Annotated in this window: 12 protein-coding genes and 1 riboswitch; of the genes, 7 read left to right on the forward strand and 5 right to left on the reverse strand. The window is 70.4% G+C overall.

All coding sequences use genetic code 11. The features are described from left to right. Nucleotides 1-13: 13 nt before the first annotated feature. Nucleotides 14-922, reverse strand: a complete 909-nt coding sequence (locus ACFV8T_RS27740; RefSeq protein WP_385332499.1) for an SIS domain-containing protein — start codon at nucleotides 920-922, stop codon at nucleotides 14-16. A gap of 276 nt (nucleotides 923-1,198) precedes the next feature. On the opposite strand from ACFV8T_RS27740, the gene ACFV8T_RS27745 reads away from it, so the two are divergent. Both ACFV8T_RS27745 and ACFV8T_RS27750 read left to right on the forward strand, forming a co-directional pair. Continuing rightward, a complete protein-coding gene (locus tag ACFV8T_RS27745) occupies nucleotides 1,199-2,482 on the forward strand; it encodes an ABC transporter substrate-binding protein (protein ID WP_385332502.1) in 1,284 nt (427 codons plus the stop codon). A gap of 39 nt (nucleotides 2,483-2,521) precedes the next feature. Beyond that, nucleotides 2,522-2,779, forward strand: a complete 258-nt coding sequence (locus ACFV8T_RS27750; RefSeq protein WP_385332505.1) for a DUF3263 domain-containing protein — start codon at nucleotides 2,522-2,524, stop codon at nucleotides 2,777-2,779. Nucleotides 2,780-2,821: 42 nt separating this feature from the next. Here the strand turns inward: ACFV8T_RS27750 and ACFV8T_RS27755 are convergent, their stop codons facing one another. Next, a complete protein-coding gene (locus tag ACFV8T_RS27755; protein ID WP_385332508.1) occupies nucleotides 2,822-3,664 on the reverse strand; it encodes a hypothetical protein in 843 nt (280 codons plus the stop codon). 9 nt (nucleotides 3,665-3,673) lie between these two features. Then, the gene (locus ACFV8T_RS27760; protein WP_385332511.1) at nucleotides 3,674-4,150 is read right to left on the reverse strand and encodes a hypothetical protein; all 477 of its coding nucleotides are present in this window, start codon (nucleotides 4,148-4,150) and stop codon (nucleotides 3,674-3,676) included. Between the two features lie 200 nt (nucleotides 4,151-4,350). Here ACFV8T_RS27760 and otsB point away from each other — a divergent pair, with 200 nt between their 5' ends. Further along, nucleotides 4,351-5,229, forward strand: a complete 879-nt coding sequence (gene otsB / locus ACFV8T_RS27765) for a trehalose-phosphatase (RefSeq protein WP_385332514.1) — start codon at nucleotides 4,351-4,353, stop codon at nucleotides 5,227-5,229. A gap of 13 nt (nucleotides 5,230-5,242) precedes the next feature. On the opposite strand, the gene ACFV8T_RS27770 is transcribed toward otsB, so the two are convergent. Both ACFV8T_RS27770 and ACFV8T_RS27775 read right to left on the reverse strand, forming a co-directional pair. Further along, nucleotides 5,243-6,646: a trehalose-6-phosphate synthase gene (locus ACFV8T_RS27770; RefSeq protein ID WP_385332517.1), complete on the reverse strand. Its 1,404-nt coding sequence runs from the start codon at nucleotides 6,644-6,646 to the stop codon at nucleotides 5,243-5,245. Between the two features lie 54 nt (nucleotides 6,647-6,700). Beyond that, nucleotides 6,701-7,657 carry a glucosyl-3-phosphoglycerate synthase gene (locus tag ACFV8T_RS27775; protein WP_385332536.1) on the reverse strand — a complete coding sequence of 319 codons (957 nt, stop codon included), beginning with the start codon at nucleotides 7,655-7,657 and terminating at the stop codon, nucleotides 6,701-6,703. 153 nt (nucleotides 7,658-7,810) lie between these two features. After that, nucleotides 7,811-7,937, forward strand: a riboswitch (SAM riboswitch). A gap of 17 nt (nucleotides 7,938-7,954) precedes the next feature. Between ACFV8T_RS27775 and thrC the strand changes: the two genes are divergently transcribed. From thrC to groL, 4 genes are all read left to right on the forward strand, one after another. Further along, a complete protein-coding gene (gene thrC, locus ACFV8T_RS27780) occupies nucleotides 7,955-9,277 on the forward strand; it encodes a threonine synthase (RefSeq protein WP_385332519.1) in 1,323 nt (440 codons plus the stop codon). A gap of 30 nt (nucleotides 9,278-9,307) precedes the next feature. Further along, complete coding sequence (locus ACFV8T_RS27785) at nucleotides 9,308-9,586, forward strand: MoaD/ThiS family protein (RefSeq protein ID WP_072487929.1); 279 nt, start codon at nucleotides 9,308-9,310, stop codon at nucleotides 9,584-9,586. A gap of 422 nt (nucleotides 9,587-10,008) precedes the next feature. Next, the gene (locus ACFV8T_RS27790; protein WP_003967346.1) at nucleotides 10,009-10,215 is read left to right on the forward strand and encodes a cold-shock protein; all 207 of its coding nucleotides are present in this window, start codon (nucleotides 10,009-10,011) and stop codon (nucleotides 10,213-10,215) included. 338 nt (nucleotides 10,216-10,553) lie between these two features. Further along, the coding region (groL, locus tag ACFV8T_RS27795) for a chaperonin GroEL (protein ID WP_385332522.1) at nucleotides 10,554-12,253 on the forward strand (1,700 nt) is incomplete at its 3' end.

Consider the following 12,253-nt stretch of genomic DNA (forward strand, 5'->3'; position numbering starts at 1 on the left):
GCTCAGGGACACCTCAGGGCGAAAGGATCACGCTGCGCGAGAGGTTGCGCGGGTGGTCCGGGTCGTACCCCTTCGACTCCGCCAGTTCGACCGCCAGCCGCTGCGCCCGGATCAGATCCGCCATCGGGTCCGCGGTGGCATGCGCGACCAGCGTTCCGCCCACCCGCGCCACATCGCCGGCGAGTCCTTCCGGCAGCCGGCCGAACACCCACGCCACCCGGTGCGGCCCGGTGACCGAGATCGGGCCGTGGCGGTACTCCATCGCCGGGTACGACTCCGTCCAGGCGCCCGCCGCCTCGCGCATCTTCAGCCCGGCCTCCTGCGCCAGCCCGTACGTCCAGCCGCGCCCCAGGAACGTCCACTGCTCGGCCGAGACCACCGCCTCGTCCAGCGGCTCCGTCACGGCGAGCTCCGCGTCCACCGCGGCGGCGGCGACCGTCTTCACCCCTTCCGGAAGCGGACCCGACGCCTCCAGGCCGGCCCGCAGAAAGGCCAGCGCGGTGGTCGCGAACCGGGTCTGGACGACCGACTCCTCGTCCGCCCAGTCAAGTACGGCCACCGCGTCGGCGGAGTCCGTCACCGGCGTCCCCGGGTCGGCGGTCAGCGCGACGGTGGCGACCTTGCCGCGCAGCTCGCCGAGGAGTTCCAGCACCTCGGTCGTGGTGCCGGAGCGGGTGATCGCCACCACCCGGTCGTACGGGCGCCCGGCCGGGAACTCCGAGGAGGGGTACGCGTCCGTCTCGCCCTGCCCGGCCGCCTCGCGCAGCGCCGCGTACGCGATGGCCATGAACCAGGAGGTGCCGCACCCGGTGACGGCGACCCGCTCACCCGGCCGCGGCAGCCCGTCGAACGCCGCCCCCGCCTCTGCGGCGCGCCGCCAGCAGCCGGGCTGGGTGGCAATTTCCGATGCGGTACGCGACATGCTGAACGGCTCCTTGCGACGTGGCACGTGACGGTGCGGGCGGTACGGCACAACGGTGGTGCGGGGCAGGCGGACCCCGAAGGCACCCGCACCTGAACCTACTTAGCAGTAGGCGCAGTTCGGGGACAATGCTCTCAGGCGCGGCGCCGGGCACCGGCCCGGTTGCGTTGCGAAAGTGATACCGCTTTGGTGTAGACCATCGGCGACGGCCTGGGGGAGGATCGCACCCCGTTCGAAGGCCCCACGACGGCGTGGTCGGCACGGATGACGCGATGGATGAGGACGGTCTGGGCTGTGCAGCTGCGCTACCGGGTACTGACTGCGGCCGTGACCGCGCTGGGCATGACGGCGACGCTGGCGGGCTGCGGCGGCAGCGGCGGTTCGGGGGAGGTCACCCTCAAGCTCGTCGCGGCCGACTACGGCACCGGTCCCGCCAACAGCTCCGAGAAGTACTGGGACGGACTCGTCAAGGGCTTCGAGGCGACCCACCCCGGCATCAAGGTCGACGTCAGCGTCCATTCGTGGAAGGACATCGACCGCGAGGTCGCCACGATGGTGAAGAAGGGGCAGGCCCCCGACATCGCCCAGATCGGCTCGTACGCCGACTACGCCAAGGCCGGCGAGCTCTACCGGGCCGACCAGATGCTGTCCATCCGCACCCAGGCCAACTTCCTGCCGTCCCTCGCCGACGCGGGCAGCGTGGACCGCACCCAGTACGGACTGCCGTTCGTGGCCAGCACCCGGCTGCTCTTCTACAACAAGAAGTACTTCGCGCAGGCGGGCCTCGACGCCCCGCGGACCTGGGACGACATCCGCGACGACGCGGCGGTGCTCAGGCAGCGCGGCGTGACCTACCCGTTCGCGCTGCCGCTCGGTCCGGAGGAGCCCCAGGCCGAGACCATGATGTGGCTGCTCGGCGGGGGCGGCGGCTACATCGACGACAGCGGCTCGTACGAGATCGACTCGGCCGAGAACGTCAGGACGTTCGACTGGCTGAAGGCGAACCTGGTCGACAAGGGCCTCGTCGGCCCCGTCGCCCCGGGGAAGCTCGACCGCCAGAAGGCGTTCGACGCGTTCACCGACGGCCGGGTCGGCATGCTGAACGGTCACCCGACGCTGATGCAGGAGGCCGAGCGGAAGGGCGTCTCCGTCGGGATGGTGCCGATGCCCGGCAGCGGCGGCCCCCGCAAGAACTCGCTGGGCGTGGCCGACTGGATCATGGGCTTCAAGCAGCACGGCCACCGTGTGCAGCTGGGCAAGTTCTTCGACTACCTGTTCACCGACAAAAACGTCATCGGCTTCGCCGACAAGTACGACCTCCTCCCGGTCACCGACAGCGCCTCCGCGGCCATGGAGTCCGACGCCAGGTACAAGCCGCTGTGGAAGTTCCTGGCCGCGCTGCCGGACTCGCAGTTCTACCCGTACGGCAAGAGGTCCTGGGCCCGGTCCAGCGAGTCGATCAAGGAGAACATCGGCAAGGCGGTCGCGCCGAACGGCAGCCCCGGGACCGTGCTGGGGCGGATCGCGCGCGATTCGGCCGCGGCGGCGAAAGAGGATTAGCGGGTGGCGGCCTTTCGGGCGGGCGATATGTTGGCTGATATGACCGCCCCCACGAACGGCCCCGACGACCCGGACGGCCTCTCCGACAGGGACCGTGCCGTGCTCGCCGTCGAACGGCAGTCGTGGTCCGGCCCCGGGGCGAAGGAGCGGGCGATCCGCGAACAGCTGGGCATCTCGCCCACCCGCTACTACCAGCTCCTGAACGCCCTGCTCGACGACCGCCGCGCACTGGCGGAGGACCCGGTGACGGTCAACCGCCTGCGCCGGGTGAGGGACGCGAGACGCGAACGCCGCTGAGGGCGAAGTACGGGGCGGCGCGGTGCTGGGACCGGCGCCCGCTCAGCAGGAGACGGTGATCAGGACGGGCTCCGCGGTGCCGGTGGCACGGAGCGCCTCGACGAAGACCTCCGTGGTCCAGGCCGCCGCGTCCAGGGACCACACCGGCACCCGGCAGCGGAAGGCCAGGGCCCGGCGCATCCCTTCGGTCTGCACCTTCCCGGTCGGCGACCGGGACAGACCCGGGAGGTTCACGGCGGTGCTCTCCGGCTCGACGGCCATCCGGCCGTAGGCGCACGCCAGCGCCTCGTCGCGGACGCGCCCGCCCCGGCCCGGCAGCCCCGCCTCGCGGCCCGACACGGTGACGGTGATGTCCCTGGCCGCGCCCGGATCGGCCAGCTCGTACCAATGCGCGGCGTACAGCAGAGCCGCGGCGGGATCCGGCGCCAGATGCACCGGTGCCACGGTGTGTACTCCGGTGACCCGGACGTCGCCCACCTGCCGCAGCACATCGCCGAGGACCGTCGCCACCGGCAGCACGGGCAGTCGCTGCCGGTTCAGGCGGGAGGACACGTCCACCTGGAGCCAGCCGATCTCCCGGACACGCCCGTCCTGCGTCCAGTCCTCCCCCGCGTCGTTGTGCCCCCACCGGCTTCCGCCGAGCTCCATGCCGGCGCCCAGCAGGGTGCTGCTCCACCCGTAGGCCTCGGCCCGGTTCACCGCCAGGCCGAAGACGTCGACGTCTTCGGCCTCCGAGGCGTCCTCGGCCACGTCGGAATCAGAATCCGAGGTGTCCTCGGGTACGCCGGACTCCGAGCCGTCCTCGGGCGGTGTGAGCCAGGGATGCCGGGTGAGGACTCCGTGCACGCCCATGAGCAGGGTCGCATCCCGCACCGCATCACCCATTGCCTCTCCCTACACACCCGCGCCGCAGTTGAAGGTCATCGTGGCAGTGACGGCCTTCTCCGGGGAGCCGGCCTCGCCGATGACGTCCACGTCGATCAGGCTCCGCCACTGCGTCTTCTTCCGGCCCTCGCAGGTCTTACGGGCGTTGGCCCGATGGGTGCTGCTCGCCTTGCCCTTGGTCGGCTTCACCTTCTTCGACCCACTGGCCACGGACTTCCACTTGCCGTGCCGGTCCTTCGCCTGGAGCCAGATGGTGACCTTGGCCTTCTCGCCGGGCTTCCCTCCCTTCACCCGCACCCACCAGCCGTGTCCGGACGCCGTCGCCGGGGGCGTACTGGAGACGTGGACGTGGTCGCCGTTGGTGTAGAAGAGGCCGGCGTCCGCCGCGTGCCGGGCTTCAGGCCCGGCCGGCCGGCCGGGCCTGAGCCGGGGCGGGGGAGAGGGAGGCACCCGCGAGGAGAGCCGCCAGTACCGTGGAAAGGACAAGAGACCTGCGCATCAGGGCCGCTCCCGATCGAGGTGGGGGAACTGGTCGCCCTGATCGCTGTCCGCACCCCATGGGCACCACACGCCAGGTCGGGACCGTTCGTCCGTTCGATGCCTCATGCGCGCGTGGCGGCCGGCTGCTCCTCGCCCGTCACGCCGCGGGCGAGCCGGCTCCGGGCCCGCCGCTATAGGCTCCCTCCATGGGCAGCAACCCCGAAGCACCCACACCGAGCGAAACCCCGTCCGCGCTCCCGACTCCCACCACCCCGGCCGGCCGAGAGGCCCTCGCCGCGATCCTCGCCCGCCCCGACCGCGCCGTCATCGCGCTCGATTTCGACGGCACCCTCGCCGACATCGTCCCGGACCCGGAGCAGGCCCGCGCCCACCCCGACGCCGTCGCGGCCCTTGCGGCGCTCGCCCCGAAGGTGGCCTCCATCGCCGTGATCACCGGCCGCCCGGCCGGCGTCGCGGTCCGGCACGGCGGCTTCGCCGGAGTGCCCGGCCTGGACCACCTCGTGGTCCTCGGCCACTACGGCGCCGAGCGCTGGGACGCCGTGTCCGGCACCGTCCATGCCCCCGCCCCGCACCCCGGCATCGCCGCGGTCCGCGCCGAGCTCCCGGGCGTGCTGGACCGGGCCGGCTCGTGGCACGGCACCTGGATCGAGGAGAAGGGCCGGGCGATTGCCGTCCACACCCGCCGGGCCGCCGATCCGCAGGCCGCGTTCGAGGCGCTGACCGGCCCGCTCGGCGAGCTCGCCGCCCGGCACGGACTGATCGTCGAGCCGGGCCGGCTGGTCCTGGAGCTGCGCCCGCCGGGCATGGACAAGGGCGTGGCGCTCGCCCAGTACGTACGGGAGACGGACGCCGAGTCCGTGCTGTACGCGGGCGACGACCTCGGCGACCTCGCCGCCTACGCCGCGGTGGAGAAGCTCCGTACCGAGGGCCCCGACGGCATCCCCGGACTGCTGGTCTGCAGCGGCAGCGCGGAGGTGCCCGAACTGGCCGAGCGGGCCGACCTGCTGCTGGCCGGACCGGGCGACGTCGTCGCCTTCCTGGCCGGGCTGGCCCGGCGGATCTGACACCCCGGGCGGCTCACTCCCGCCGCAGCGCGTCCAACTGGTCCAGGAACCACTGCTGCGGCGGCAGCGCGACCGCCGCCGCGGCCAGGCGTTCCGTGCGCGCGGCCCGTTCGTCCTCCGCCATCGTCAGCGCCTCGTGCAGCGCCGTCGCCGTTGCCGAGACGTCGTACGGGTTCACCACGACCGCGTCGCTGCCCAGCTCCTCGTACGCCCCCGCCTCACGCGACAGCACCAGCGCGCAGCCGTGGTCGGAGACGACCGGGATCTCCTTGGCGACCAGGTTCATGCCGTCCCGGATCGGGTTGACGAGCGCCACGTCGGCCAGCCGGTACGCGGCGAGAGAGCGGGCGAAGTCGTCCTTGACGTGCAGCACGACCGGCGTCCAGCCCTCCGTGCCGTACACGGCGTTGATCTCGTCCGCGACCCGTCGCACCTCGGCCGTGTAGTCGCGGTACACCGCGAGGTCCTGCCGGGAGGGGTACGCGAAGGCGACATGGACGACGCGTCCGCGCCATTCGGGCCGCTCGTCCAGGAGCGCGCGGTACGCGAACAGGCCGCGCACGATGTTCTTGGACAGTTCCGTTCGGTCCACCCGTACGATCGTCCTCCGGCCGGGGCCGGTCTGCTCGCGCAGCGCCGCCATCCGCTCGTCCACATCGGCCTCGTGCGCCCGGCGGCGCAGGAAGTCCCCGTCCGCGCCGAGACCGTGCACCCCGATCCTGGTCCGCCCGGTGCCGCCCAGGATCTGGGTGCAGCAGCCGATGAACGCGTCCGCCCAGCGCCGGGTCAGGAACGCCGCCCGGTCCGCGCCCAGGATGCCGTGCAGCAGCTGCTCGGCGATGTCGTCGGGGAGCAGCCGGAAGTAGTCGACGGGTGCCCACGGGGTGTGCGAGAAATGGCCGATCCGCAGGTCGGGGCGGAGCTCGCGGAGCATGCCCGGCACCAGCGCCAGGTGGTAGTCCTGCACCAGCACCGCGGCGCCCTGCCCCGCCTCCTCGGCGAGCGCCTCGGCGAAGGCCCGGTTGTAGGTCTCGAACGACGCCCACTGCCGCCGGAACTCCGCGTCGAAGACCGGCTCCAGCGGCGTCTGGTACAGCATGTGGTGGACGAACCAGAGCACCGAGTTCGCGATGCCGTTGTACGCGTCGGCGTGCACGTCCGCGTCGATGTCGAGCATCCGTACGCCCGACTCACCGACCCCCCGCCGGACCGCCTCCCGGTCCCCGTCACCCAGCGCCGCGCACACCCACAACTTGTCGTCGACGGCGCTCAGTCCGGAGACGAGCCCGCCGCCGCCCCGCTTCGCGTCGAGCGATCCGTCCGCGCCCAGGGTGTACGACACCGGGCCGCGGTTGGACGCGACGAGGACCTGGGCGGAGAGCCGGGCGGAGGACTGGGCTTCGTGCTCGGAGACCATGTTGCGGAATCTAGCCCGATCACGAACCGCCCAAACGTGCGAAGTCAGGCCACGTCAGGCCGCGCGGCGCGAAACGTACTCCTCGATCTCGCACATCGGGGGCCGCTCCTCGGTGTCCACGGCATGGGTGCGCGGTACGAAGCCGTTCGCGCCGCGCTCGAACTGGGTGAGCGCCGGGCGTACCAGGTGGCCGCGGGACAGCCGCAGTTGCGCGGTCCGGTAGATCGCCGCCGCCATCCGGCCGAGCGCCTGCCCGTCCTGGTGCCGGTGCTTGCGCACCCCCACGTCGACCTGGGCCAGCGCGTCCAGCCCCACCGTGTGCAGCGCGTCGACCAGGAGGCCCAGCTCCACGCCGTAGCCGACGGGGAAGGGCAGCCGTTCGAGCAGAGAGCGGCGTACGGCGTACTCGCCGCCCAGCGGCTGGACGAAACCGGCCAGCTGCGGCCAGTGCAGATTGAGCAGCGGACGGGCCACCAGCTCGGTCACGCGACCGCCCTGCCCCGCCGTGTCGCCGAAGGGGCGGTCGTACATCGCCTTCACGAACTGCACGTCCGGGTCGGTCAGCAGCGGGCCGACGATGCCGGAGACGAAGTCCGCCGAGAAGTCCTTCAGATCGGCGTCGATGAAGCACACGATGTCACCGCCGGTCACCAGGAGCGAGCGCCACAGCACCTCGCCCTTGCCGGGCACGGCCGGGATCCGGGGGAGTATCGCGTCCCGGTGCACCACCCGGGCGCCGGCCTCCCGGGCCGCCTTCGCGGTGTCGTCCGTGGAACCGGAATCGATCACCACGAGCTCGTCGACCAGCCGGACCTTCTCCATCAGCTCGCGCCGGATCGTCGCGACGATCTCGCCGACCGTCGCCCCTTCGTTCAGCGCGGGCAGTACGACACTGACGCTCCCGCGGCCCGCTTCCCCGGCCGTGGCCCTGGCGGCCAGGAGGCGGTCCAACGGGCGGTCGGCGGCCGACCAGGAACGCCTGGCCAGCCAGCATTCGACCTCTTCCAGCACGGTCGATACTCCCTGTATGTGATCCATCTCGCGGTTCGGACGACTATCTCAACAGTCCGGTGCTTCGGTTACAGTCTTGAACAACGCGGACGACCATCGCATGCCGGGGTCCGTCCGCCGATAAATGCCCGGATCGAAGATCCGGTGCCACAGCGCTCATCCAGAGGGACTGAGGGAACGGCCCGTTGAAGTCCCGGCAACCCCCCCGCCGACCGTGAGGTCAGGTGGGGAAGGTGCCAATTCCGTCTCGTGGCGAAACGCGCCGCGAGGAAGATGAGGAGAAAGGGCCTCGCCACCATGGCTGCGCAGACCGTTGCAGTAAGCACCGATTCTTCCGCCGACGCTGACGCCAACGCCGAAGCCGTCGACCTCGGTCCCGCCTCGGGCCTTTCCTGCCGCGAGTGCGGCGAGCGTTTCGAACTCGGCCCCATTTTCGCCTGCGCGTCCTGTTTCGGGCCGCTCGAAGTCGCGTACGACCTGCCGAGCGGCTCCCCCGAAGAGCTGAAGAAGCGCATCGAGGCCGGACCGGCCAACATCTGGCGCTACGCGCCGCTGCTGCCGGTCCCCGCCGATGTCGCCGAGAAGCCGAACCTGAACCCCGGCTGGACCAAGCTCGTCCAGGCCGACAACCTCGCCCGTGAGCTCGGCGTCGAGCAGGGCAAGCTGTTCGTCAAGGACGACTCCGGCAACCCCACGCACTCCTTCAAGGACCGCGTCGTCGCCCAGGCCATCGAGGCCGCCCGCGCCTTCGGCTTCACCACCCTCTCCTGCTCCTCCACCGGCAACCTCGCCGGTGCCGTCGGCGCCGCCGCCGCCCGCGCCGGCTTCCGCTCCTGCGTGTTCATCCCGCACGACCTGGAGCAGGGCAAGGTCGTCATGGCCGCGGTGTACGGCGGTGAGCTGGTCGGCATCGAGGGCAACTACGACGACGTCAACCGCTTCTGCTCCGAGCTCATCGGCGACCCGCTCGGCGAGGGCTGGGGCTTCGTCAACGTCAACCTGCGTCCGTACTACGGCGAGGGCTCCAAGACCCTGGCGTACGAGATCTGCGAGCAGCTCGGCTGGCAGCTCCCGGACCAGCTGGTCATCCCGATCGCGTCCGGCTCGCAGTTCACCAAGATCGACAAGGGCCTCCAGGAGCTGATCAAGCTCGGTCTGGTCGAGGACAAGCCGTACAAGCTCTTCGGCGCCCAGGCCGAGGGCTGCTCGCCGGTCTCGGTCGCGTACAAGGGCGGCCACGACGTCGTCCGGCCGCAGAAGCCGAACACGATCGCCAAGTCCCTCGCCATCGGCAACCCGGCCGACGGCCCGTACGTCCTGGACATCGCCCGCCGCACCGGTGGCGCCGTGGAGGACGTCGACGACGAACAGGTCGTCGACGCGATCAAGCTGCTGGCGCGCACCGAGGGCATCTTCGCGGAGACGGCGGGCGGTGTGACGGTCGGCGTGACGAAGAAGCTCATCGAGGCCGGTCTGATCGACCCGTCGCTGACCACCGTCGTACTCAACACGGGTGACGGCCTCAAGACCCTCGACGCGGTGGCCGACACCTCGCAGGCGACCGCGACGATCCGGCCCAGCCTGGACGCGTTCCGCGCCGCCGGCCTCGCCACCAGCTGACCACCCGAGACTCCAGGAAGGGCACCCGCCATGAGCGTCAAGGTCCGCATCCCCACCATCCTCCGCACCTACACGGGCGGCCAGGCCGAGGTCCCGGCAGAGGGCTCGACCCTCTCCCAGGTCATCGAGTCCCTGGAGCAGAACCACCCGGGCATCGCCGCCCGCGTCCTGGACGACCAGGGCAAGCTGCGCCGCTTCGTCAACGTGTACGTCAACGACGACGACGTGCGCTTCGAGGGCGGTCTGGAGACGGCCACGCCGGACGGCGCCGGCATCTCGATCATCCCGGCCGTGGCCGGCGGCTGCTGACGCCCCGTCCGACCGCACCGCGTAATCGAATTGCCCTCTCCGTGTTTGAAAACGGAGGGGGCAATTCTGCATGGTTGAGCGCGGTACAGTGTGGGAAGTCCCCCCAGCTGCCCGTGCCGCCCGCATACGAGAATGCGCCCGGCCACGACAAGATGCAGCCAAAGTGCGCGATCCGCTTGAGGCATAAGTCGCCTTTGCCTGGCCCGACTTGCCCAGGATTCATATGAATTCCGCATATCCGGGCGTTCGGTTCTGCCGAGAATTCTCGTCCGATTGACCTGTTGCAGAGGGCAGTTGGGCAGATACATTCAGCCGCGGTCGACGCGTTCCGGCGCACCCACCCTCTCCTGTCGGAGGGTGAGTTCTGACCCGGGTCCGCGAAGTGCGGTCCTGCGCAAGGGCCAGTAATAGGGGAGTTAGGCATGGCTCAGGGCACCGTCAAGTGGTTCAACGCGGAGAAGGGGTACGGCTTCATCGCGGTCGACGGTGGTGCGGATGTTTTCGTCCACTACAGCGCGATCCAGATGGACGGGTACCGCACCCTCGAAGAGGGTCAGCGAGTTGAATTCGAGATCTCGCAGGGCCAGAAGGGGCCGCAGGCAGACATGGTCAAGCTCGCCGTCGGCTGAGTTCGAGCGGTCGGCCAACGACGCCACTCACGCACTGCACTCACGCACTGAGGGCCCGTACCCCGGGGGTACGGGCCCTCAGTGCGTCCCGTGCGCCCCGTGTCTGCCTCCCGCGCGCCCCGGCGCGGTGTCCACATCCCGAGGGGGACGCTTGCACTCTCGGGGGTCGAGTGCTAATCATTGGCGTTAGCACTCTCCAGGTGAGAGTGACAGAACTTGGACCGGGCCGGTGAGGCCCGCAGGTCGGTGGGGCAAGGAACCACCGGTCACGCAGGCCGTCCGTCGCGGGCGCCACTCGGTCCGGAGAAATCCACCCCTGTCCGGGAGGACCACTTCACATGGCCAAGATCATCGCGTTCGACGAGGAGGCCCGGCGCGGTCTCGAGCGCGGCATGAACCAGCTCGCCGACGCCGTCAAGGTCACCCTTGGCCCCAAGGGTCGCAACGTCGTCCTTGAGAAGAAGTGGGGCGCCCCCACGATCACCAACGATGGTGTTTCCATCGCCAAGGAGATCGAGCTGGAGGACCCGTACGAGAAGATCGGTGCGGAGCTGGTCAAGGAGGTCGCCAAGAAGACGGACGACGTCGCCGGCGACGGTACGACCACCGCCACCGTTCTCGCCCAGGCTCTCGTCCGCGAGGGTCTGCGCAACGTCGCCGCGGGTGCCAACCCGATGGCTCTCAAGCGGGGCATCGAGAAGGCCGTCGAGGCCGTCTCCGCCGCCCTCCTGGAGCAGGCCAAGGACGTGGAGACCAAGGAGCAGATCGCTTCGACGGCCTCCATCTCCGCCGCCGACACCCAGATCGGCGAGCTCATCGCCGAGGCCATGGACAAGGTCGGCAAGGAAGGCGTCATCACCGTCGAGGAGTCCCAGACCTTCGGTCTGGAGCTGGAGCTCACCGAGGGTATGCGCTTCGACAAGGGCTACATCTCGGCGTACTTCGCCACCGACATGGAGCGCATGGAGTCGTCCCTCGACGACCCGTACATCCTGATCGTCAACTCCAAGGTCAGCAACGTGAAGGACCTCCTTCCGCTGCTGGAGAAGGTCATGCAGTCCGGCAAGCCGCTGCTGATCATCGCCGAGGACGTCGAGGGCGAGGCCCTGTCGACCCTGGTCGTCAACAAGATCCGTGGCACCTTCAAGTCCGTCGCCGTCAAGGCCCCGGGCTTCGGTGACCGCCGCAAGGCCATGCTCGGCGACATCGCCATCCTCACCGGTGGCACCGTCATCTCCGAGGAGGTCGGCCTCAAGCTGGAGAACGCCGGTCTCGACCTGCTCGGCCGCGCCCGCAAGGTCGTCATCACCAAGGACGAGACGACGATCGTCGACGGTGCCGGTGACAGCGACCAGGTCCAGGGTCGCGTCAACCAGATCCGCGCCGAGATCGAGAACTCCGACTCGGACTACGACCGCGAGAAGCTCCAGGAGCGCCTCGCGAAGCTGGCCGGCGGCGTGGCCGTCATCAAGGCCGGCGCCGCGACCGAGGTCGAGCTCAAGGAGCGCAAGCACCGCATCGAGGACGCGGTGCGCAACGCCAAGGCCGCCGTCGAGGAGGGCATCGTCGCCGGTGGTGGCGTGGCTCTGCTCCAGGCCTCGGCCGTCTTCGAGAAGCTGGAGCTCTCGGGTGACGAGGCGACCGGCGCCAACGCCGTCAAGCTGGCGCTGGAGGCCCCGCTCAAGCAGATCGCCGTCAACGGTGGTCTTGAGGGCGGCGTCGTCGTCGAGAAGGTGCGCAACCTGGCCGTCGGCCACGGTCTGAACGCCGCGACCGGCGAGTACGTCGACATGATCGCCGAGGGCATCCTCGACCCGGCGAAGGTCACGCGTTCCGCTCTGCAGAACGCCGCGTCCATCGCCGCGCTGTTCCTCACCACCGAGGCCGTCATCGCCGACAAGCCGGAGAAGGCCGCCGCGGCCGCTCCGGGCGGCATGCCGGGCGGTGTGGCCGTCGACGAGGGTGACGGTGGAGAGCACGCTGCGCGAGATCGGGCGGCCGAGGACGTCGACCGTGCCGGTCACCTTCACCTTGTTGT

It is taken from the genome of Streptomyces sp. NPDC059832 (genome assembly GCF_042731715.1).
Lineage (GTDB): Bacteria > Actinomycetota > Actinomycetes > Streptomycetales > Streptomycetaceae > Streptomyces.